Annotated in this window: 13 protein-coding genes; 9 read left to right on the forward strand and 4 right to left on the reverse strand. The window is 63.5% G+C overall.

The window, feature by feature from the left end; translation table 11 throughout:
* Window positions 1–117: 117 nt before the first annotated feature.
* Together AC3D24_RS03330 and AC3D24_RS03335 are read right to left on the reverse strand one after the other, a co-directional pair.
* Window positions 118–3147: a TonB-dependent receptor gene (locus AC3D24_RS03330; RefSeq protein ID WP_489028164.1), complete on the reverse strand. Its 3030-nt coding sequence runs from the start codon at window positions 3145–3147 to the stop codon at window positions 118–120.
* A gap of 277 nt (window positions 3148–3424) precedes the next feature.
* Complete coding sequence (locus AC3D24_RS03335) at window positions 3425–4171, reverse strand: FadR/GntR family transcriptional regulator (RefSeq protein WP_489028166.1); 747 nt, start codon at window positions 4169–4171, stop codon at window positions 3425–3427.
* Between the two features lie 279 nt (window positions 4172–4450).
* Here AC3D24_RS03335 and AC3D24_RS03340 point away from each other — a divergent pair, with 279 nt between their 5' ends.
* The 7 genes from AC3D24_RS03340 to AC3D24_RS03370 all read left to right on the forward strand — a co-directional run bounded on the left by AC3D24_RS03340 (window position 4451) and on the right by AC3D24_RS03370 (window position 15212).
* Complete coding sequence (locus tag AC3D24_RS03340) at window positions 4451–5872, forward strand: 3-keto-disaccharide hydrolase (protein ID WP_489028168.1); 1422 nt, start codon at window positions 4451–4453, stop codon at window positions 5870–5872.
* Between the two features lie 13 nt (window positions 5873–5885).
* The gene (locus tag AC3D24_RS03345; protein WP_489028170.1) at window positions 5886–7208 is read left to right on the forward strand and encodes a Gfo/Idh/MocA family protein; all 1323 of its coding nucleotides are present in this window, start codon (window positions 5886–5888) and stop codon (window positions 7206–7208) included.
* Between the two features lies 1 nt (window position 7209).
* The gene (locus tag AC3D24_RS03350; protein WP_489028172.1) at window positions 7210–8064 is read left to right on the forward strand and encodes an FAD:protein FMN transferase; all 855 of its coding nucleotides are present in this window, start codon (window positions 7210–7212) and stop codon (window positions 8062–8064) included.
* On the forward strand, window positions 8061–9332 hold the full coding sequence (locus AC3D24_RS03355; RefSeq protein WP_489028174.1) for a Gfo/Idh/MocA family protein: 1272 nt from the start codon (window positions 8061–8063) through the stop codon (window positions 9330–9332). Before AC3D24_RS03350 ends, AC3D24_RS03355 begins: the two co-directional genes overlap by 4 nt.
* A gap of 14 nt (window positions 9333–9346) precedes the next feature.
* Window positions 9347–10504, forward strand: coding sequence for a Gfo/Idh/MocA family protein (locus AC3D24_RS03360; RefSeq protein ID WP_489028176.1), 1158 nt, complete (start codon window positions 9347–9349; stop codon window positions 10502–10504).
* 178 nt (window positions 10505–10682) lie between these two features.
* On the forward strand, window positions 10683–13052 hold the full coding sequence (locus AC3D24_RS03365; RefSeq protein ID WP_489033026.1) for a GH92 family glycosyl hydrolase: 2370 nt from the start codon (window positions 10683–10685) through the stop codon (window positions 13050–13052).
* 48 nt (window positions 13053–13100) lie between these two features.
* On the forward strand, window positions 13101–15212 hold the full coding sequence (locus tag AC3D24_RS03370) for a glutaminase family protein (protein ID WP_489028178.1): 2112 nt from the start codon (window positions 13101–13103) through the stop codon (window positions 15210–15212).
* Window positions 15213–15283: 71 nt separating this feature from the next.
* Here the strand turns inward: AC3D24_RS03370 and AC3D24_RS03375 are convergent, their stop codons facing one another.
* Window positions 15284–16147: an endonuclease/exonuclease/phosphatase family protein gene (locus tag AC3D24_RS03375; RefSeq protein WP_489028180.1), complete on the reverse strand. Its 864-nt coding sequence runs from the start codon at window positions 16145–16147 to the stop codon at window positions 15284–15286.
* A gap of 288 nt (window positions 16148–16435) precedes the next feature.
* Window positions 16436–17341: an ROK family protein gene (locus tag AC3D24_RS03380; RefSeq protein ID WP_489028182.1), complete on the reverse strand. Its 906-nt coding sequence runs from the start codon at window positions 17339–17341 to the stop codon at window positions 16436–16438.
* Between the two features lie 303 nt (window positions 17342–17644).
* Between AC3D24_RS03380 and AC3D24_RS03385 the strand changes: the two genes are divergently transcribed.
* Complete coding sequence (locus AC3D24_RS03385) at window positions 17645–18841, forward strand: ROK family transcriptional regulator (RefSeq protein ID WP_489028184.1); 1197 nt, start codon at window positions 17645–17647, stop codon at window positions 18839–18841.
* Window positions 18842–19234: 393 nt separating this feature from the next.
* Entirely contained in the window at window positions 19235–22288 is a 3054-nt protein-coding gene (locus AC3D24_RS03390; protein ID WP_489028186.1) for a TonB-dependent receptor, read from the forward strand.
* The last annotated feature ends 96 nt before the right edge of the window (window positions 22289–22384 follow it).

Below are 22384 nucleotides of genomic sequence, written 5' to 3' on the forward strand. Positions count from 1 at the left end.
AGACGTATCTGGGTTCCGCTCGAACAGAAAAATCGGGTGCGCCGCTACACCGTGCGGCGCACCCTGAGTTGGTCGACATCGGCAGGGGGCGTCGATGTCGATGGAGGGAAGGGGTATTCAGAACTGGAAGTTGACCGCCAAGGCGTAGGTGCGACCAAAATAGGACGTGTAGAGCGGATCCTTACGCACCGTATCGACGGTCAGGCGATTGGTCTCGTTGGTGACGTTCGAGACTTCGGCGATCAGCTTGATATGCTCGTTGAGATTATACGAGGCCGATGCATCGACGAAGATCGAGCTCGCATTCGACGTCGAATCCGCGTCGACCGAACCGCTCGGAACCGCGGTCAGGAACGCCGCGCGGTAGTTTACCGTCGAGCGGATGCTGAACTTGTCGTCCTCGTAATACAGCGTCCCGCTTGCCGTTTCCGGCGACAGGCCCACCAGCGGCGCCGTGCGGGATAGCGTCGGCGATATGACGTAGTTGATGTTCGAACGGACGCGCGTGAAGTTGCCGAGTGCGCCGAAATTGCGCAGCACGCCGGGCAGGAAGGTGAAGGGCAACTGGACGTTCACCTCGAACCCGCGCAGCGGCCCGCCCTCGGTGTTGTTGCTGCGCTGGACCGTGAACACGTCGGTCGGGCGAAGCTGCGTACCGTTGAGCAGCGTCAGCGGCAGGCCGATATCCTGGAACGCGACCGCCTGGCTGGTCGTCTGGATGTAGCTTTCGATATTCTTGTAGAAATAGGCGACCGAAATCAGCGAGCCCTTGGCGAAATACCATTCGAGCGCCGCGTCGAACGTATTGGCGCGGATCGGTTCGAGGAAGGGATTGCTGAACGATGCGGTCTGGATGACGAGGTTTGCCGAGCCTGCGGGAATCAACTGGCCGTAGGCGGGCCGTGACATGACCCGCGCCACCGAAGCGCGCGCGATCAGATTCGGCGTGATGTCCAGCGCGAGATTCGCGGACGGCAGCCAATCGTCATAGCTGCGGCTGACCTCCGATATCACGAAACGCGAGGGATAGAGCGATCCGGCGGGAGCCGCCGAAGTGATCGGACCATAGGTGCTGAGGCTAGTATGGACGTAGCGGACGCCGGCATCGCCGCGCAGTGCGAACGGCAGGGTGTCGGCGGTGTTGAACTTCACCATCGCGTAGCCCGAGCCGTATTTCTCGTAGACGCCGCCAAACGTACCCTTCGCGCATTCGATGCTGCAATAGGCATAGCTGTCGAGACCGACGGCATCGCGGAACTTGTCCGGATCGATCGAGACGAAATCCTGCAGCAAGCCGTCCAGATTGCTGCCGACGCCCTTCGTCACCGTGGTCAGGCTCGCGAGCGTGACGCCCGCCGGCAGTTCGAGCGGGGTGTTGGTGGCAAGCTGCCGCTCGCGCGCGGTATATTTGTTCGTGCGATACTGGCCGCCGACCTGAAGCGTGAAGCCTTGTGCCGCCTCCCATTCGCCGTTGAGTTCGAAGGTCTTGCTGGTGATCGTGTTGCGGCGGATAAAATTCGACAGCTGGCCGCGCTGGTCGCCGTTCGCGAGCGGCGGTCCGTATTGGAACAGCGCGGGATTGGTCGTGTCGATCCCGTAGCCGATCTTCGGAATGTCGGGATTGTCGCGGAAATCGATCGAGAAGTTCCGCGTATCGTTCGAATCGATCGCCACCTGCAGGCGGTCGACGTCAAGCCGCGACTGGTTGATGCCGGCCAGGCCGTAGACCCGAACCGTGTCCGAGAAGCGCTGGTCGAAGTTCAGATTGACCTGGCGGTAGGTCGAGGTGAACTTCTCCTGCTGCATCTCCGACCGCAGATCGACGCCGTCGAACAGGCCGTGGACCAGAGACCCGTTATCGTCGACTTCGATCTCGCGGACCGAGGTCAGAGGCTGGCCGTTGTTCGAGATCGCGCGCCCGAACGAGCGCGCATCGAACATCTGGTCGAGCCGGTCGACCTTGAAGCGCGAATACAGGCCGTCGAGCGATATGTCGGTATTTGCGCTGGGCTTCCACTGCAGCGTCAAGGTACCGGCGAGACGCTCCTGATCCTGGCTGCTCTTCACCGGGCGCGGCAGGCGCGGCAGATAGACACCGCCGCCCGGGCGACCGTTCACCCCGGTACGGCTCATGATATAGTCATACGCCGCGGCGGTGCTGGTACGCGGATTGCCGGTGCTGCAATTGTTGGCGTCGGCGCCGATCGGCGTCCCGTTGGGCTGGGTATAGCCGCCGACGGGGCTGTTCGTCGCGGCCCCACGATAGCTGTAGCCGACGGGCGTGCAGAACGGGAAGATCACGCCGGCGTTCGCGGTGCCGGCGGGCTGCGCCTGGCCGTAAACCGTGGTCGGCACGACATCGACCGCCGAATAGGCATATTCGTCGATATGCCGCTTCGAATAGGCTATGCTGCCGAGGATGCCGAACGTGTCGCCGAACTTCTTGGAGACCAGCGCGGACAAGCGAGGATCGGCCTTTTTGCTGATGTCGTTGTAGATACCGCGCGCGGTGCCGGTAAGGACGAAATCCTTTTTCTGGTCGAACGGCTTGGGCGCGCGAAGATCGACGGTCGCGCCCAGCGAGCCTTCCTCGACGTCCGCCGATAGAGTCTTGCGGACCGAAAGCGCGGAGAAGATCTCGGTCGGGAAGGTCACGAAATCGAACGAGCGACCGGTCGCGACGCCGCCGCGGATATCGCTGCCGCTGACCTGCGATACGCCTTCCATGCCGTTGATGCGCACACGCGTGAACTGCGAGCCGAGGCCGCGAACCGAGATGTTCCGGCCCTCGCCGCCGTCACCGCGCGAGAGCGCCACGCCGGGAATACGCTGCATCGATTCCGCGAGGTTGGAATCGGGGAACTTGCCGATATCCTCCGCGACGATGCTGTCGATCGCTGCGGTCTCGTTACGCTTCTGGTTCAGTGCGTTGTTCAGCGCGGCACGAAACCCGGTCACGACGATATCTGCGGTTTCGGCCTCTGGAGCGGCCTGGGTAGCGGGATCGGGCGGGCTCGTCTGACTGTCCGCTGGCTGTGGCATCTGGCTGCCCGCAGTCTGCTGGGCCATGACGGGCGCGGCAACGAATAGGCTGACGATACTCGTCGAGATAAGCAGTTTCCGCTTATCGAAGCTCTTACGGCTCAAAGACCCTCTCCCGATAGGCCGGCGCGCTGAGTTGACGCTGTCCGACAGTTTGCCGCCCTAGTTTTCTAAAGTCGGCGTAATTCGTCAGGTATCATTACAAACCAAATATGACAACGCAGAATCATTTGGTCAGGGAGATTGTTTGACCACTATGGTTGCGCAGTGGCGCTATCATGCTGTGATAGGCTGAAAAGCTCGATGGCACGCGCGCTCAGGCTGCAGGCGCGACTGGCCGTTCGGTCCCGTTGGACCGAGTCAGATCAGGTCGAGCGTCGGGTCAGACCGAGCGTCGGGCCAGCGCGCGTCGACGCTGGTCGGTAGCAGCGCGTGCGCGCTCGACGGCTTCGGTTTCGGTAACGTCGAGCAGGTGATCGATCACGCGGGCGAGATGATCGCGCATCGCGTTGCGTGCGTCGATCGGCGAGCGAGCCTCCAGCGCACTCAGGATCCGGCCATGTTCGATCATGCGGTTCTCGGTGCCGAGGCTTCCAGCCTTCGCCAGCACTTCGCGCGCGAGTGGCGAGCGGAAGCGCATGTCCCAGAAGTCGGTGACGGCGGAGATGATGACGGCATTGCCCGTCGCCTCCGCGATCGCGATGTGAAAGCGACGATCCGCGTCCTCAGCCGCTAGCGTGTCGTCCTGATTCATCTGACCCAGCAGGCCGCGCAATTCGAGCAGTTGCTGCTCGGTTATCTCCGTCGCGGCGACCGCGGCAACCTCGCCTTCGAGCAGGCGGCGCGCCTCGGTGATCTCGAACGCGCCGATGTCGAGCTCTTTTTCCGAGTCGTTCGAAGAGGAGGCGAGCACGAACACGCCCGATCCCTTGCGAGCCTCGACCATGCCCTTCATCTCGAGCGCGATCATCGCCTCCCGGATCGTCGGGCGGCTGACCTGGAACCGCTCGGTCAGGTCGCGTTCGGCGGGCAGGCGCGCGCCGACCTGGTATACGCCGGCCGTGATGTCGGCGATGATCGCCTGCACGATCTTGCGATAGAGTTTGCCGCCGCCTTCAGTGCCTTGCATTATATTCCTCGTTCGATGCGCGCCCGCCAGAGCGATGGCGCCGTCTTTTACATCGCGATGCGTAAAGCATCGTCAAGCCTCGTGCAGCCGAAAAGCGCGCACTGGTCGGATTAAAATGCCTTACAATCCTGTTGCATGTGGCCCGACCACAATTTAAGACGTGGTTCAGGAGAGGCCGTACGACAGCGACATGTCGGCGGTAAACGATGCGAGACGACCGGACCCGTCCGGACAGGGTTGCCCAACCCGCGCTCGCAGAAAAGAGAAAAGGGGAAGCGAATGGCTCGAGCGCTCGCAATTCTGACCTTGGCGGTCGTGCCGTTGATGGCACAGTCATCGGTCAATGCTGCACCGACGCAGCAATCCTCCACCCATCAGGTTCCCGTTAATCAGGCAAAGGCGCCGTGGCGCGATGTTACTCCCCGCGCGGGATTGGCCGGCTGGCGCGCGACCGGCGGCAAGGCGAGCTATGCGTTCGAGAATGGCGAACTGATCGGACGCGCCGAGCCCGGCAAGACCAATAGCTGGCTGGTATCCGAGGCGCAGTATGGCGACTTCATCATCGAATTCGATGCGAAGACCGATCCGGCGCTCAATTCGGGCATCATGATCCGCGGTCAGAGTCGACCCGATTACCGTGACGGCGTGGTGCATGGGTATCAGGCGGAGATCGACCCGTCGTCGCGCCGCTGGAGCGCCGGGCTATACGACGAGCAGCGGCGGCAATGGCTCTATACGCTGGGTCGCAACGAGGCGGCGCGCCATACCTTTCGCTCGGGCGACTGGAATCACTACCGTGTCGAGGCGATCGGCAACCGGCTGCGGACGTGGATTAACGGCGTGTCGGCCGCCGATGTCGTCGACGACATGGATGCGCGGGGCTTTATAGCCTTCCAGGTCCATGCGATCCCCGATGCGGAGGCCGCGCGGCATCCAGAAGTGCGGTTTCGCAAGGTGCGGATGATTACCGATGCGCCGGCACGGTTCGCGCTGCCCGCGACCGCGCTCGCCGAGCAGGGCTGGCTGACCAATCGCCTGTCCGCAGGCGAACAGCGCGCCGGCTGGAAACTGCTGTGGGACGGTAAGACCGGTACCGGTTGGCGCAGCGTCAAGGGCCAGGGGTTTCCGGCATCGGGCTGGTCGATGGCCGACGGTGCTTTGCGCGTCGATGGTGGCGGCGGTGGCGGTGGGGGCGATATCGCGACGACCCGCGACTACCGCAATTTCGAACTGTCGATCGATTTCAAGCTGACGCCCGGCGCCAATAGCGGGATCAAGTATTTCGTCGATGCCGGGCTGCTCAAAAAGGGCGAGTCGATCGGGCTCGAATACCAGTTGCTCGACGACGAGCGGCATCCCGATGCCAAGATGGGACGCGATGGCAACCGGACGCTCGGATCGCTGTATGACCTGATCGCCGCGAAGAACCTCTCCGATCCCGATAGCCCCGGCAAGCGTATCAACCCGCCGGGCTCTTGGAACCGTGCGGTGATCGTCGTGCGCGGTGCGCATGTCGAGCATTGGCTGAACGGCTTCAAGATGGTCGAGTATGACCGCGGATCCCCAGCCTTCCGTGCGCTGGTGGCGCAGAGCAAATACGCCGGCGTGCCCGGCTTCGGCGAAGGCAAGCAGGGACCGATCCTGCTGCAGGATCACGGCGACCGGGTCGAATTCCGGTCGATCAAGCTGCGCGAACTCTGAGGGGGATGGATCGATGGACCGTCGGACGATGATCAAGGGCGCGGGCGCCACGGTAGGGCTGGGGCTCGGTGTGGCGATGAGCGCGCGCAGTTATGCGCGGATCAAGGGCGCGAACGACCGGCTCAGCGTGGCGATAGTCGGCGTCAACGGGCGCGGCCAGGCGCATATGGGTGCGTTCACGAAGCTGCCGAACGTCGAGATCACGCATTTCTGCGACGTCGATTCGGCGGTGCTGGCCAAGCGCGCGGGCGAGTTTGCGGCGCGCGGCAATCCGGCACCGAAGACCGAAGGCGATTACCGTCGCCTGTTCGACAACAAGGCGCTGGACGTCGTTACGATCGCGACGCCGGACCATTGGCACGCCAAGCTAGCGGTCGACGGAATGAAATCCGGGCATCACGTGTATTGCGAAAAGCCGATCGGCATCGCGCCTGCCGAGGGCGAGGCGATGATCGCCACGCAGAAAAGCACCAAGCGCATCCTGCAGGTCGGCAACCAGCAGCGATCGAGTCCCGAGACGCGGCAGCTGCTCGCGCTTGTACAGGCCGGCGAACTGGGCGACGTTTACGAGGCGCAGACCTGGTATGCGAACGATCGCAAGACGATCGGCAAGGGGCATGTGACGACGCCGCCCGCCAATCTCAACTGGGACATGTGGCAGGGACCACGGCCGCGCGCGCCGTACCGGTCGAACCTGGTCCCCTATAACTGGCACTGGTTCTGGCAATACGGGACCGGCGAACTCTGCAACAACGCGATGCACGAACTCGACGTCGCACGCTGGCTGATGGGCCTGACCTATCCGAAGACGGTGTCGGCGCAGGGCGCCAAGCGCTTCCATGCCGGCGACGACTGGGAAATGTACGATTCGCTCGCGCTGGACCTGACCTACGACAACGACCGGGTGATCCGCTGGAACGGGCAGAGCTGCAATGCGATGCTGACCTACGGCCGGGGACGCGGCGTCCTGTTGCTCGGCACGAAGGGGTCGGCGGTGGTCGATCGCAACGGCTTCGAGCTCTACGACCTGGCGGGCAAGTCGATCCGGCAGGTGATGGCCAAGGCGACGTCGGAGACGACCGGCACCGTCGGCGAGGGCATTCTCGACGTCTATCACGCCGGTAATTTCGTCGACGTGATCCGCGGCAGCGCCTCCGCGCTCAATTCGCCGATCGCCGAGGGGCATATCAGCACGACGCTCTGCCATCTGGGCAACATGGCCTATCGCACCGACAGCGTGCTGACCGTCGATACGACGACCGGCAAGCCGAGCAGCGCGGAGGCGATGAAGCTGTGGTCGGTCGCGTATCAACCGGGCTGGGAGGTCAAGGCCTGACGTGAGTATCGTCGCGCAGGTCGAACGCTTCGGTGCGATGGGAACGCGGGTCGAGCTGCACGTGTTCGGCGGCGGGTTTGCGGATGCGCTGGTCGCGGCACGGCGCGCGATCGAGGACGTCGACGATGCGTTGACCATCCATCGACCGTCGCCGACGACTGCGCTCAACGACGAGCTTCTTGCCGGTCGGGACGCCGCGATCGACGATCCGGTGCTGATCGAGGCGCTGATCGCGGTCCAGGAGGTGCACGCGCTGACCGACGGGGCGTTCGATCCCGCCATCGATCACCGCTTCGGTGGGGCAGGGTGGGCCGACATTGTCTTCGACCCGCGCGCGGCACGGATCTCGACGACGCGACCGCTGGCGCTGGATTTCGGCGGCTTCGGCAAGGGGTTCGCGCTCGATCGGGCCGGTGCGGCGTTGCGCGGTGCGGGCGTCGTCTCTGCGTGTCTCTCGGCGGGCGAGAGCTCGCTGACGGTGATCGGCGAGCATCCGCTCGGGGGGGGCTGGCCGTTCGCGATACCCCATCCGTTGGTCGACGGCGCGGTGCTGGTCGAGCTCGAACTGCTCGACGAGGCGCTGTCGATCTCGACGACGGTGGGCGCGGGTACGCACGCGCCCGAGCGTGCGGCGATGATCCGGCCGAGCGATGGCACGATAATCACCACGGCGCGCTGTGCGGTGGCGATCGATCGCAGCGGCGGCCGTGCCGAGGCGCTGAGCACCGCTCTGCTGGTCGCGAATGACGCTGGCGCGCGACGGCTGCTGGACGGCGAGCCGGCCCGACGTTTTCTGTATGATCTTTCCCAAGAGGCGGCGCCGACCGTCGACGTAGCGAGGATGCAAGCGGCATGACCGACAAGGATTTCGACCTCACGCGGCGATCGTTCATCGATCGCGTGATGATGGCGACCGCGGGTGCGGGGATGGCGGCGGCTGCGCCCTGGGCAGCCTCGGCTGCGTCGGCGGCAGATGCCGATCCGGTGAAGACCAACCCGGTCCGGATCGGCGTGATCGGCACCGGCGACCGCGGCCGCACGCTGATCCAGAACATCGCCAAGACGCGCAACTGCACGGTCGTGTCGATCTGCGATACCTATGCGCCGAACCTGGCGAAGGCGCGGCAGTGGGTTGGCCCGACGACGCGCGTCTTCAGCGATCACCGCGCGATGCTCGACGCGGGTGGGATCGATGCGGTGGTGATCGCGACGCCGCTCAACATGCACGCGCGGCACAGCTTCGACGCGTTCGATGCGGGGCTGCACGTATGGTGCGAAAAGGCGATGGCGCGCACGATCGCGGATTGCGGCGCGATGGTGACCCGGTCGCAGGCGGCGAACAAGGTGCTCCAGATCGGCCACCAGCGGATGTTCCACCCGACCTATCTCAACGCCCTGAAGCGCGCGAAAGCCGGCGAGATCGGCTCACTGACGCAGATCCGTGCGAGCTGGCACCGCAACAATGCCTGGCGTCGCGCGGTGCCGGCCGACGCCACCGATCGCCAGATCAACTGGCGGCTGTACCGCGACAGCTCGGCGGGGTTGATGACCGAACTGGCGACGCACCAGCTTCAGGTCGGCAACTGGTTCTTCGACGCGGCGCCGACGCGGGTAATCGGGTCGGGCAGCATCTGCTTCTGGAAGGACGGCCGCGAGGTCTACGACCATGTCGCGCTGATCTACGAATATGCCGGCGGGCGAAAGTTCATCTACACCTCGCTGCTGAACAACGCGCGCTATGGCTGCGAGGAGCAGATCCAGGGTAGCAAGGGCACGATCGAGCCCGAACTCGGCCGCATCTATCAGGAGGTGCCGGCCAAGGTGCTGGCGCTGCAGCGGATGCAGAAGGACGTCGCGCGGGGGCACAAGCGCACCGTGCCGATCGGTGGTGCCACCTGGTTCCCCGAGCTGCCCGTGACGACGCCCGGCGAGTCGCTCGGCTGGGGCGAATATGACGAGACGATGCTGCAGTTCGAAGGGTTCGGTGCCGCGGTGCGTGCCGGCAAACCGCTGCCCGGCCTCTTGCGGCAGGCCTATCAGGCAAGCGTCGCGTCGCTGCTCGGTGAACAGGCGATGGACCGCGGCGAAGCGATGACCTGGCCGACGAATCTGGTTGCGATCTGACAAGGGGAATAGCTGTGACCGATACCAACCGACGCGGGATCCTAGGGCTTGGGCTGACCGCTGGCCTAGCCGCCGGGTTCGCCGCCGACGCGTTCGCGCAATCCGCCACGCGCGGCGATGCGCCCACCGAAGGTGCGGTCGCGCGTCCGGCACCGGAGGCGAAATACCGCCTGCCGTTCGCGGTGATCGGCATGGACCACAACCACATCTATGGCATCACCGACGCGATCATCCGCGGCGGCGGCGTGCTCACCGCGTTCTATGCGACCGATCCGAAACAGATCGCGATGTTCAGGAAGCGCTACGGCGACGTGAAGCTTGCCCGGTCCGAACAGGAAATCCTCGACGACCGCGCGATCAAGCTGGTGTGCAGCGCAGCGATTCCTAGCCTGCGCGCACCGCTGGGCATCCGGGTCATGCGTGCGGGCAAGGATTACCTCAGCGACAAGGCGGCGGTGACGACGCTGAAGCAACTCGCCGACGTCCGCCGCGCGATCAAGGAGACCGGGCGCAAATATGGGATCATGTATTCCGAACGGCTCGAGGTGCCCGCCGCAGTGATGGCGGGGCAGCTCGTCCATGACGGCGCGATCGGGCGCGTGATCCAGACGGTGAACCTGGCACCACACCGGCTGTCCGCCGCGAGCCGTCCCGACTGGTTCTGGGACCCGGCGCAGAACGGCGGTATCCTGACCGATGTCGGCAGCCACCAGGCCGACCAGTTCGTCTACCTGACCGGCACCAAGCGCGCGCAGGTGCTGGCCTCGCAGACCGGCAATTTCGGCAATCCCGCGCATCCCAAGTTCGAGGATTTCGGCGACATGATGCTGAGTGGCGATGGTGGTGCCGGCTATGTCCGCGTCGACTGGTTCACCCCCGACGGCCTGCCGACCTGGGGCGATGGCCGCCTCTTCATCCTCGGCACCGAGGGCTATATCGAGCTCCGCAAATATGTGGACATCGCCGGGCGACCGGGCGGCAACCACCTGCTGATCGCCGACAAGAAGGGGACGCGCTACCTCGATTGCTCGAAGGTGCCGTTGCCGTTCGGGCCGCAGTTCGTGACGGATATCGTCGAACACACGTCGGTCGCGCAGGATCAGGAGGGTGCGCTGCTCGCGGCCGAACTCGTGCTGACCGCGGAGGCGCGTGCGACCCCGGCGAGACGGTGATCTGGTCGCATCTCGGGTCGGCAGGCGCACCGCCTCTGCGGTGAACGGCATTACAATCGCTACTAATCCCAGCTTCGGTATCGGAGGCTTCTGAACAACCGCATTGACCTGGCGCAGCGCGACCTGTTTAAAGAAAGAAAATTGTCTTAAGGAGAGGACAGTGGGTCATATCCGCTCCATGCTGTTAAGTATGGTTGCTTTGACGGCGGCGACGGCAGCGGCGCAAGACGTTGATCAGGCACACAATGCGGATCTAGCGGGAAGCGTGAATCCATTCGTTGGTACGACGAATGGCGGCAACACGTTTCCGGGGGTCACAAGACCATTTGGAATGGTCGCTTTCAGCCCGGAGCAGACGCCGCTTGCCGGGAAGCGTCTGCCGATAGCAGCCCCTGGCGGGTATGAGTGGCGAGCCAACGGCGTACGCGGATTTAGCCTCACCCATGTTTCCGGTACCGGTTGCGCAGGGGCCAGCGGCGACGTTCCGATCATGCCGGTAACAGTCCCGGTCGAGCGCTCACCCTCTTCGGTCGAAGCGGGATTGAGCTATGCCAGCCTGCTGGATCACAAAGCCGAATCTGCCAGTCCCGGTGCCTATTCCGTAAAGCTGGACAATGGCGTCAAGGTCGACCTGGGCGCGACTGATCGGACCGCCGTCGGTCGCTTTACGTTTCCCGCTGGCAAGCCCGCCAATTTGTTGTTCAGAACCTCTGACAGCGAGGTGGGCAGCACCGCGTCGACGATCAAGATCGATCCCTCGACCCGGACCGTAAGCGGAACGGTGACCAGCGGCAATTTCTGCGGCTACCTCGCCGAGGATCGCCGTGAAAGCTATTACACGCTGCACTTCGTTGCCGTGTTCGACCAGCCATTCGACGTCGGCGGGACATGGCGCGACGAAACGATAAACAAACGCGCTGCGACGGGGGCGGGCGGCACCGGCTATGGCACCCAAGGCCATCCACCAGCAGGGAAGGGGAGTGGCGGCTGGATCAGTTTCGATAGCAGCCACGGTGCTCCCGTCACGGTCCGGATCGGCATCTCCTATGTGGACCAGGCCGGTGCACGCGCGAACCTTCAACGTGAAAGTCCAGCGGGAACGAGTTTGGAGGCCGTGCAGGCGGCAGGAAGGGCGGCATGGAACCGTGCGCTCGGCAAAATCGATATCGAGGGTGGCGCTCGAGATGATCGATCCGTCTTCTATTCCGCGCTCTACCATTCTCTCCTGACGCCGAACCTTACGAGCGACGCCGACGGTCGCTACCGCGGGTTCGACGGCAAGGACCATCGCCTCTTCCGAGGGCAAGCCGCGCAATACGCGAATTTTTCCGGCTGGGACGTTTATCGTTCGCAGTTGCAACTCGTGACCTTGCTCGATCCGCGACGCGGGTCCGACATCGCGCAGTCGCTGCTCAACCAGGCCGACCAGAATGGCGGGGTCTGGGACCGCTGGACACATCTGACGGGCGCGACCAGCGTGATGAACGGCGATCCTTCTCCGCCTTCGCTCGCCGCGATTTACGCGTTTGGCGGTCGTTCGTTCGACCTGAAGCGCGCCTACGCGTCGCTCAAGCAGGCCGCGACCGTTCCGACCGCCAAGGACCTCAGCGGCAAAGGATGTCCGGTGATGTGCGTAGGTCAGCGCCCTGGCCTCGATCAGTGGTTGCGGTTGCATTACATGCCGGTGGGCAGCCGGGGATGGGGGAGTGCGTCCGACACGCTGGAAATGGCGGCCGCGGATTTCGGCTTGGCGCAACTTGCGCGCATGGCTGGTGATCGTGCGGGTGAGCGACGCTTCCTGGGTCGGTCCGGGTGGTGGCGCAATCTGTTCAACCCGAACGCGACCGCGCAGGGCGGATACATTCAACCTCGCAAGGCCGACGGCAGTTGGCCACCCTTCGACCCCGCTGCAGACGACGAGTTCGTCGAGGGGAGCGGCGCTCAATATTTGTGGATGGTGCCGTTCGATCCGGCCGGCCTGATCGACGTCCTAGGCGGTCGCGACGCGTTTGCCCGCCGTCTCGATGCGTTCTTCCGTACATCGACGGGGGCATGGGCCGTGACGAAGGCTGGGCCGCTACACGCCGAACTGGACAACGAACCCTCGATTGCCTCGCCGTGGCTATATCTGTTCGTCAACCAGCCCTGGAAGACGCAAGCGACGGTGCGCGCCGCGATGCGCCAGATCTGGACGAACACCCCCGAAGGCATCTCGGGCAATGACGATCTTGGCGAAATGTCGTCCTGGTACGTCTGGTCGGCGCTGGGCCTGTATCCGCTCTACCCCGGGCGGAGCGAGCTGGTGATCGGCAGCCCGCTGTTTCCGCGTGCGACCATTGACCGGCCCGGCGGTCGCATCTCGATCCGTGCAACCGGTGCCGAACCGGACGCGCCGTATATCCGCTCGCTGCGGTTGAATGGACGAGCGCTCGACCAAGCCTGGCTCCCCGCGGACTTCGTCGCTCATGGCGGCACGCTCGACTTTACGCTGGCGAAGAACCCTGAACGGTCCTGGGCGACAAAATCCCCGCCGCCCTCATTCCACTGATCGGTAAGCAGCACCTTCACGGTGCGGACTCGGTACAAAGGAAACGCAATGCAGATCCGCTCGACCATGACGTTCGCACCGCTTCGCCGCCTCGCCCTCGCGGTGCTGGCGACCGGCGCGTGCATGGCTGGTGTGCACGCACAGGAGCCGGTCCTGACCCGTACGCCGGCGACGCCACTGGTCGCGCACGATCCGTATTTCAGCATCTGGAGTTTCAGCGATGCGCTGAACGATCAGCCCACCCGTCACTGGACGGGATCCGAGCAGCAGATGAGCGGCTGGATCCGCGTCGACGGCAAGCTGCTGCGATTCCTCGGAGCGGGGCGAGGGGATGCGATGCGCCAGGTTTCGCGCGCGCTCACGCCCACCCGCACCATTTATGATTTCGAAGCGGGGGGCATCAGGCTCACGGCGACCTTCTTCACCCCGGCGTTGCCAAAGGATTTGGACGTGCTGTCGCGGCCGGTCACCTATCTCAGTTGGACCGTGCAGGCGACGGACGGCGGTCATCACAAGGTTCAGCTTCTGTTCGACGCCAGCGCGCAGCTCGCCGTGGACAACGATCAGCAGAGCATCGTGTGGGGAACCAGCCGGGTCGGCGACATGGCGGTGATGCGGGTCGGAACCGACACGCAGCAGGTGTTGCAGAAGGTCGGGGACAATCTGCGCATCGACTGGGGATGGGCGCAGCTCGCCGTGCCGCGTCAGGCCGGTACCACCACGGCGATAATCGGCGAGCGCGAACGCGGCATGATGCTCGACAAGGGTGTCGTGCCCGATGCGGACGACCTGGCCATGCCGCGTCTCGCACATCAGAACCGCCCGCTGATGACCCTGCAGGTCGACTTCGGTGACGTCGGTGCACGTGCCGATACGCGGCGGGCGATGCTGGCGTACGACGACATCGATTCGATCGAGTATTTCAAGCGCCGCCTGCCGGCGTATTGGCGCCGCAACGGCATGACGATGGCGACGCTGTTGCAGACGGCGGAGAACGAGGAGAGCGCGCTGCGTCGGCGGGGTGAAGCGTTCGACCGGGAGCTGATCGGGGATCTGGAAAAGGCTGGCGGGCGAAAATATGCCGAATTGGCCGTACTCGCCTTTCGTCAGACCTTGGCGGCCAACAAGCTGGTGGCCGACATCGACGGTCGACCGCTGTACTTTTCGAAGGAGAACTTCAGCAACGGGTGTATCGGGACGGTCGACATCACCTATCCCTCTTCGCCGTTCTTCCTGCTGTTCAACCCGGATTTGCTTGAGGCTCAACTGCGCCCGATCCTTGACTATGCGGCGATGCCGCGCTGGCGCTTTCCATTCGCCCCTCATGATCTCGGTACCTATCCACAGGCGAACGGCCAGGTCTATGGCGGCGGCGAGACGTCCGAGGATGACCAGATGCCGGTCGAAGAGAGCGGCAACATGATCCTCATGCTCGACGCGCTTGCCAAGATTAGGGGCAACGCGGATTTCGCCGGTCGGTATTGGCCACAGCTGCAGCGTTGGGCGAGCTATCTCCGCGAGAACGGGCTCAACCCTGAGAACCAGCTGAGCACCGATGATTTTGCGGGGCATCTCGCGCACAACGCCAACCTTTCGATCAAGGCCATCAGCGCTCTGGATGGCTATGCCGACCTCGCTAGGATGCTGGGCAAGAAGGATGAGGCGACGCGCTACCATGCCACGGCGCATCAGATGGTCGGCAAATGGCTGGCGATGGCAAAGGACGGCGACCATACCAAGCTGGCCTTCGATGCTCCCGGCACCTGGAGCCAGAAGTACAACCTCGCCTGGGACAAGGTGCTGGGCCACGATCTGTTCCCCAAGACGCTGCTCCGAGACGAGGTCCGCTTTTACCGCAAGCATCAGCAGACCTACGGTCTCCCGCTCGACAGCCGCAAGACCTACACCAAGCTCGATTGGATCATCTGGAGCGCAACGCTCGCCGAGGACAGGGCGGCGTTCGAGGAGCTTATCGCCCCCGCTCACCGCTACATGCAGGAGTCGCCCACTCGGGTGCCTTTGAGCGACTGGTACGAGACCAAGGACGGAAAGCAGGTCGGCTTCCAGGCGCGATCCGTGGTGGGAGGCGTCTATATGAAGATGCTGGCGACGCCTGGCATGTGGGCCAAATGGGCCGGCGCTTCAGTCAAGACGAAATAGGCTTGGCAAAAATCGAGACGCGGTGTGGAGGTGTTCGCAAGACGTACGTCCTGCCGTTCCGCGACCGAGGGTCACTTTCCGTCGGTCGGTGGTTCGGTAGTTCGACGGTCGAATTGGAGCTTGGCCCAAACCGGAAAATGGTCCGACGGGTAGGTGGCATTTTTGTGGATCGTGCTCGTCTCGATCTCCGTGGCATGCACACCGCGCAGGAAGAGATAGTCGATCCTGCGGTCCGGTACGCCCGTGAAGTCGTGGAAGGTGTTCTCGGGACCTCGCCGCCTGCCAGACTGCTGGCGGGCATCCGTCAGCGCCGCCGAAAGCGTCGCGTAGGTGCTGCTGGACGGACCTGCGTTCATATCGCCGGCCAGGATCACCGGCAGACCTTTCGCAATATGCTGCAAGCGAGTGAGGATGAGCTCCGCCGACCGCCGGCGAGCGTCCTCGTCCTGGTCGCGATGGGGCAGATGCGTATCGACGAACAGGAAGCGCCGTGACGGTCGGGCGCGCGTTTCGAATATCGCCCAATTCGCCATCCGGGCCAGATCGGTGCCCCAACTCATGCTGCCGACGACTTCGGGCGTGTCCGACAGCCAGAAGTCTCCGCGCTCGACGACGCGGAGACGGTCGGGCCGGTAGAATATGCCCATATGCTCGTCGGTATGGCCACCATGGCGATCACGCCCGAACCAACGATACTGCGGCAGTCCGGCGGCGAGGTCGTCACCCTGGCGTTGCAGCAGTTCCTGCGTGCCGATCAGGTCGGGATGTACGCGCTTGATCAGGCCGATCATGACGGGCCGGCGTTCAGCCCACGGGTTCGGTGCTGCGTCGGAGGCGTAGCGGACGTTGAACGTCATGACGCGCAACGAGGGCGTACATCCCGCGAGGAGCGCTGCGAGCGGCAGGGCGGCATGTCGCCAGAATGTGTTCGTCACGGCCTTCTCCTTACGTGAACCCTTCGGCTTGACGTCGCCCGGTCGACATTAGTGTGTCACCATCCGGATTTGGCGCTTTTAGGAGCTTCTACCGATCCATGTGGACCACCGGAACCGAACCTCATGCTTCGATGCGCTTTCACCCGGGCGGCTCGAAGCCGACCCGCCGCTCGACAGCGCGGGGGGAGGTAACGCCTAGTCCGAAGCATCGAACGTTCTCAACGCCCTAGCCCAGGCCGCAGGTGTTATCCGGCCAGCGCCGTGAAGCACGATCCACCAAGTCCGGTTTCATCGTGGGCTTGCCGCCATCGCAAGGGCGATCGATCCAAGCGGCCCTGCGAGATCGCCCAGCGCAGGTGCGACGATGATCGGTCGAACGGGGGGAAGTGCCATGTATCCCGCCAAACTGGTCTCCAACTCGGCTTCGATCTGTGCGAGCAGATGTGGCTGCCGCGTTACGACGCCACCGCCGATCGCGATGCGGAACGGCCCCGTCGTTGCAATGAGGGTATGGGCCATCGCAGCGAGAGCCGAGATCATGGGTTTCCAGACGGGATCATCGGCGGTCAGACTATCGACTTCCCGTCCGTCCAGCCGCAAGACCAGCGCCGACCCGGATGCCAGCCCCTCGACGCAATCGGCATGGTAACGACAGGAACTGGCGACCGTGTCGCCAGGCGTCCGCGGTACCCGGATGTGCCCGATCTCGCTGTGCCCGATCCCGCGCGTAGGCTGCCCGTGAACGATAAGCCCCACGCCGATGCCTGTTCCTACCGTGACGTACGCGAAGTCCTGCAACCCTTCGGCGCAACCCCAGCGCATCTCGGCCAGGGCTGCGCCGTTGACGTCCGTGTCGAACGTGAAGGGTTGCTTGAAAGGCCCCGCGATCGCCGAGACGATATCGCAGTCGCGCCAGCCCGACTTGTTCGTTGCCAAGATCGATCCATACCGGTCATCCGCGGGATCAAGACAGATGGGACCGAACGACGCGATGCCGATCGCGGCGAAGCCATAGGCTTCGTCCCATTCGCGCAGCGTCGCGACGATCGCCGGCAAAGTGGCCTCGGGCAACGTCGTGGGGATAACGCGCTGCTGCAATATCGCGTCCGGCCCGTAGGCAAGCGTGCAGACGCATTTCGTTCCTCCGAGTTCGACCCCGACGAACGGTGTGCCTACCGATGTGCCTGCCGACATTTCCACGGTCCTTGCCCTCTCCCTACGGCTCGCCTCTACCCGGCTGCTCGTTCTCGATGTCGGCTAGCAATTATTACATCAAATTTCCTAATTCAATCGACTTTTGCCAAGTGTGCCGCAAGGCAGGGCAAGGCCAGTGCGTCATCCGCGCAACGGCAGCCGAGATGTACTTGACGCTCGACTGCACTCGGGGGATGAACCACCGAACTCTTTGCGGGCGGAATGCATGAACGGAATGGAAGGCACCTCTCGCGACGCCACCGGCCATGCCTGCACGACCAGCGGCAACTTCGACAGGCGTACATGACCCAAGGTGAACGGCCCCGACTGTCGGGGACCAATCTCGAGCGCGCTGCAGATCATAATCAGCGCGTCACGCTGCAGGCCATCCGCGTTGGAGGCTCGCTGACCCGCGTCGATCTTGCACGGATCACCGGGCTTACGGCGCCGGCGATTGCGAATATCACGCGGCGATTGACCGAGGACGGGCTCATCGAAGAGGCTGGACAACGCCGCGGCGGACGCGGACAGCCACCGACCAACCTGAGGGTCCGTCGCGACGCCTGCTACTCGGTCGGCATCAACATCGATCGCGATCACGTGACCTTGGTGTTGGTCGATTTTGCCGGCCAGGTTCTGGCGCGCAAATCTGTCGAGATCGATTTCGCGCTCCCTGACCAGGTCCGGTCGCTCTATCGTCGATCGATCAAATCGATGTTGCGTCGCGCCGACGTCGACAGCGCGAATCTGGTTGGTCTGGGAGTAGCGATGCCCGACGATCTGGGCTCGGTCAGTCTGCCGGGAAGACCTGCGGGATACGCTGCGTGGGAGGGGCTGGACGTTGCTGGTCTTTTTGCCGAGCCGCTGCCGCTTCAGGTATTTGTCGAGAATGATGCGGCCGCGGCTGCCTTGGGAGAGATGCAGCTGGGGCTGGGCCAACGCTACAATAGCTTCTTCTACGTTCTTATCTCGGCGGGGCTCGGTGGCGGTTTCGTGCTGGATGGGAACTACGTCCGCGGTGCCAATGGCCGAAGCGGAGAGCTTGGCTTCATGAGGGCATCGCTTGCGGCTGGACAGCAAGAACAGGTGCAGAAGCTGGTGTCGTTATCGGGCCTTGCGGAGCATCTTGCAGGCAGTGGCTTCGGCGTGGCGGCGCTTCGCGAGGAGGCCCCACCGCCCGATTTCCTGCGCTGTCTGGACGAGTGGGTCGAGCAGGCTGCACGCCGGCTCTGCACGCCGCTCGATGCGATCAACTGTCTGATCAACCCATCCGTGGTGCTGATCGGCGGGCGGTTGCCGCGCCAGATCGTCGAGCGGCTCGCCGATCGATTGAACGCCATCATCGGCGATGCCACCGACGCTCCGTCGATCGCGAAGGTGGAGCGTGCTGCGTTGTCCGAGGACGCCCCGGCCGTCGGCGCCGCGATCCTTCCGTTCAGCCACTTTCTGCTGCCCAAACCCGGCGCCCTTTGGAAGGCATCCGGACTGGATGCAGGTTAAGAGGCGAAGCCGTAGCTGGCGATGCCGGACCGGCGGATTCCCGGCGGTTTCGTGAACGCGACTCGAGACGCCTGATTTCGCATCGGAGTCGCCAGTCGGTCCGGACCCGCCCAGTTTCGTGCGAGTCCGTAGCGGCGTTAGCGCAGCCCTGCCGCCGCCATTTGCTCTCCGCCCCTTCTGCAACGGATGCTTCGTCTGCCGTGAGTTCGACGCGTCGATGCGGTCGCCAAAATATGGCGGACAATTTAATTGACAATTTGCTTTGTGTATTGGCAAAACGGCAGTGTTGCTGCGCTGATTGCTGCCCGTTCGAGGCCGCTGAGGGCATGCTGACGAAGGACATAAGGGAAAAGGGCCGTCTGGCATCTTGTCCCACAGGAGGAGGAATTCAGGATGGCTACTCGCCCCATTAATCGCACAGCCGCATCGCCGCGCAGTCGCGCAATCGCTCGACTCTTCGTATCAGTCAGCCTGCTGGCGGGAACAGTCGGCATCGCCCACGCTCAGCAAGCCGCGCCCGCTGGTGGCCCTCAGAACGTCCCTACCCAACCGACGGGTATTGAAAACCTGCCGGCGCCGGCTGCAGATGGTTCTACCGCGACGGCAGCGCAGGATGCGGGCAACGCCAACGATATCGTCGTGACAGGCTACCGTCAGTCGATCGAGAAAAGCCTTAGCCGCAAGCGCGAAGCCAATGCCTTTGTCGATGTGATCACTGCCGAGGATGTGGGCAAGTTCCCGGACAAGAACATCGCCGACTCGCTGCAGCGCGTACCAGGCGTCGTCATCGAGCGCAGTGGTGGCGAAGGTAGCCGGGTCAGCATCCGCGGTCTCCAGTCCGATCTGACGCTGACCGAACTCAACGGCAATTTCATTGCGGGTGCCGACAGCGGCGATCCCTCGCGCTCGTTCAATTACGTGCTGCTGCCATCGAACATGATCGGCAGCGTCGAGGTGTTCAAATCGCCCGAAGCAAGGCTCGATGAAGGCGGCGTCGGCGGCACCGTCATCCTTCACACCCGTCGTCCGCTTGATCTCAAGCCGTGGTCCGGCTTCGTTTCGATCGAGGGTACCGATTCCGACGTCACCAAGAAGGTCGAGCCGCAGGCGTCCGGCCAGCTTTCCTGGCACAATGAGGACAAGACCATCGGCCTGCTGGTTGGCGGCACGTATCAGAAGCGTACCAACCGCGAGATGGATGGCTCGACCGAGAGCTGGCAGTGGTGGGCCGACGGCGGCCGGGGCGGTCCGACGCCTGCAACGGACGTCAATGGCAAGACCTTCGCCAACGACGATTCGGTGTCCTACTGGTCGGAGGACAGGGCCCCCACGACCCAGTCGGGCCAGCATTATAATGGCTATTGGGCGCCGCAGTCGGTCAACGAGACGATCGTCACGGAGAAGCGCGAACGTATCGGTCTGCAGGCGACGCTCGAACTGAAGCCGACCGACAATTTGCACATCACGGCAAACTATTTCCGTTTCCAGCTTAACAACGACCGTCAGACGAACTCGCTCAAGATTCCTGAATGGGGTTACGGCAATTTCTACACCGGTGCGCAGTTCGACAAGAGCGGCACGATCATGCAGTCGGCAACGTTCCAGGTGCCGGCCGCGGGCACCGGATGCCTGACGAGAACCCCGATCTGCACCATGGAAACGCCGCAGATTTCCGGCAGCTATGCGCGAGAGAAGGACATTTCGAATACGTTCGACGTCCATGGCGACTGGACGAGGGATCGGCTCGACGTATCGTTCGTCCTTGGCAAGACCCGCGCGACCGGCGGCCCTTCCCAGCAGTTCAGCGTCGCCGCCAAACCACGTCTGACGGGTGCGGTCACGGCGAACGGCAACAACCTCAGCAGCTGGGATTTCAGCGACGGGGGGCTCGGCATGGCGTTCTCTCCGGAGCTCCAGGCAAACCTCAACAACGGCATTGCGCAGATCGATACCGGTTCCACCGGTTCCGGCTTCACCAACAGCTCGATCCAGCAGCGTTATGCGCAGATCGACGTGACTCGGCACTTCGATAGCTTCATCGATTCAGTCCAGATCGGCGGCAAGTGGCGGGACGGCAAGATCCACCGTGAAACCGGCGAGCTCAACTGGTATGTCGATCCGGCGACGAAACTGCGGTTCCAGGACACGCCCGGGGGCGCGGTCGCGCAGCCGAGCTTCTTCTATAGCGATGGGATCGGCAACATCCCGGGCGGCTTCAGTGCAACGTCGTTTCCGGGGATCAACCTCGATAAATATCTGGGCTATCTGAATGCCACCTACGGCGACGCGGTAACGGTGCCGCAGCCGCAGAACCGCTACGACATCAACGAGCGGATCTGGGCAGGGTACGCTCAGGTCAACTACAAGACCGGGCCGATACGCGGCAACGTCGGTCTCCGGGTGGCGAGCACGAAGCAGTCCGGCCGCTCGACCGACACGCTCTATTTCGAGAATGATTACTGCGTGAACGGGCCCGGCGGGGCGTTCGATCCGGCGGTGCCGCTCGGCTCCGACGGAAACTGCCAGGTCATTCCGCAAAGCCAGCGCGAAACGCGCGTCTTCGCGCCGGTCCTCGAGACCAAATCGTACACGGATTTCCTGCCGAGCTTCAACGTCGCCTGGGACGTGACCAGCGATATCCTGGTTCGCGGCGCGGTGTCGAAGGTCGTCGCGCGCCCCGCATTCAATGATCTCGCCTCATCCCGGTCGCTGACCTACCATTCGCCGGAATACACCTTCGATCGCGCACAGTTCGGCGAACGCGTGGGCTGGTTCGGCAACGGGGGCAATTTCGATCTCAAGCCGTTCTCTGCCTGGGCGTACGACCTGGGTGCAGAATGGTATTTCCATCGTGGTTCGGTGCTCGGCGCAGCGTTGTTCCGCAAGGACGTGAAGAACTTCGTGGTGCCGCTCGTCCTCGATCTGACCCAGACGGTTCAGGGCCAGGAGGTCGTGGTCCAGCAATATTCGACGCAGGCCAACGGCGGCAGCGCGGTGTCCGAAGGCATCGAACTTTATGCCCAGCACACGCTGGACTTCGGTTTGGGTGCACAGGTGAACTTTACATACAACCACACGTCGACGGCCGACGTCACGCTGAACGGCGAGAATATCGGCACGTCGCCGCTGGTCGGCAGCGCGAAGACCCAGTGGAACGCATCCGTGTTCTACGAAAAGCATGGCGTGCTGCTGCGTGCGTCGTACAACCGCAAGGGCGAGCAGGTGGGTGGCATCGTGTCGGGCCTGAACGTGTACTCGGCACCGTACGAGCAAGTCGACTTGAACGGTCAGGTCAATATCACGCCGCAGTTCTCGCTTACGGCTTCGGTCATCAACCTCACGAAGTCCGAGCAGACGGCGCATCTGGGTAACGATACCGACCTTCGCTACTATTCCAGCCAGTACACCGGTCGCCGTTTTTACGCCGGTCTGCAGTACAACTTCTGACGCTCGTATGATTGTGGAGGTGGCGATCGGAGCCACCTCCTTCCAGGCCCTGATCGAGGGTCGTCAGGTCCGGAACGGGAAAGCTCATGAGATTGT

The sequence above is a fragment of the Sphingomonas sp. SL1004 genome (assembly GCF_057815015.1).

What these genes read in the sequence shown, in the direction of transcription:
- AC3D24_RS03385 (WP_489028184.1), top strand. Translation starts at nt 17,645, where the DNA reads ATGACCCAAGGTGAACGGCCCCGACTGTCGGGGACCAATCTCGAGCGC.
- AC3D24_RS03345 (WP_489028170.1), top strand. Translation starts at nt 5,886, where the DNA reads ATGGACCGTCGGACGATGATCAAGGGCGCGGGCGCCACGGTAGGGCTG.
- AC3D24_RS03380 (WP_489028182.1), bottom strand. Translation starts at nt 17,341, where the DNA reads ATGTCGGCAGGCACATCGGTAGGCACACCGTTCGTCGGGGTCGAACTC.
- AC3D24_RS03335 (WP_489028166.1), bottom strand. Translation starts at nt 4,171, where the DNA reads ATGCAAGGCACTGAAGGCGGCGGCAAACTCTATCGCAAGATCGTGCAG.
- AC3D24_RS03370 (WP_489028178.1), top strand. Translation starts at nt 13,101, where the DNA reads ATGCAGATCCGCTCGACCATGACGTTCGCACCGCTTCGCCGCCTCGCC.
- AC3D24_RS03365 (WP_489033026.1), top strand. Translation starts at nt 10,683, where the DNA reads ATGCTGTTAAGTATGGTTGCTTTGACGGCGGCGACGGCAGCGGCGCAA.
- AC3D24_RS03390 (WP_489028186.1), top strand. Translation starts at nt 19,235, where the DNA reads ATGGCTACTCGCCCCATTAATCGCACAGCCGCATCGCCGCGCAGTCGC.
- AC3D24_RS03340 (WP_489028168.1), top strand. Translation starts at nt 4,451, where the DNA reads ATGGCTCGAGCGCTCGCAATTCTGACCTTGGCGGTCGTGCCGTTGATG.
- AC3D24_RS03355 (WP_489028174.1), top strand. Translation starts at nt 8,061, where the DNA reads ATGACCGACAAGGATTTCGACCTCACGCGGCGATCGTTCATCGATCGC.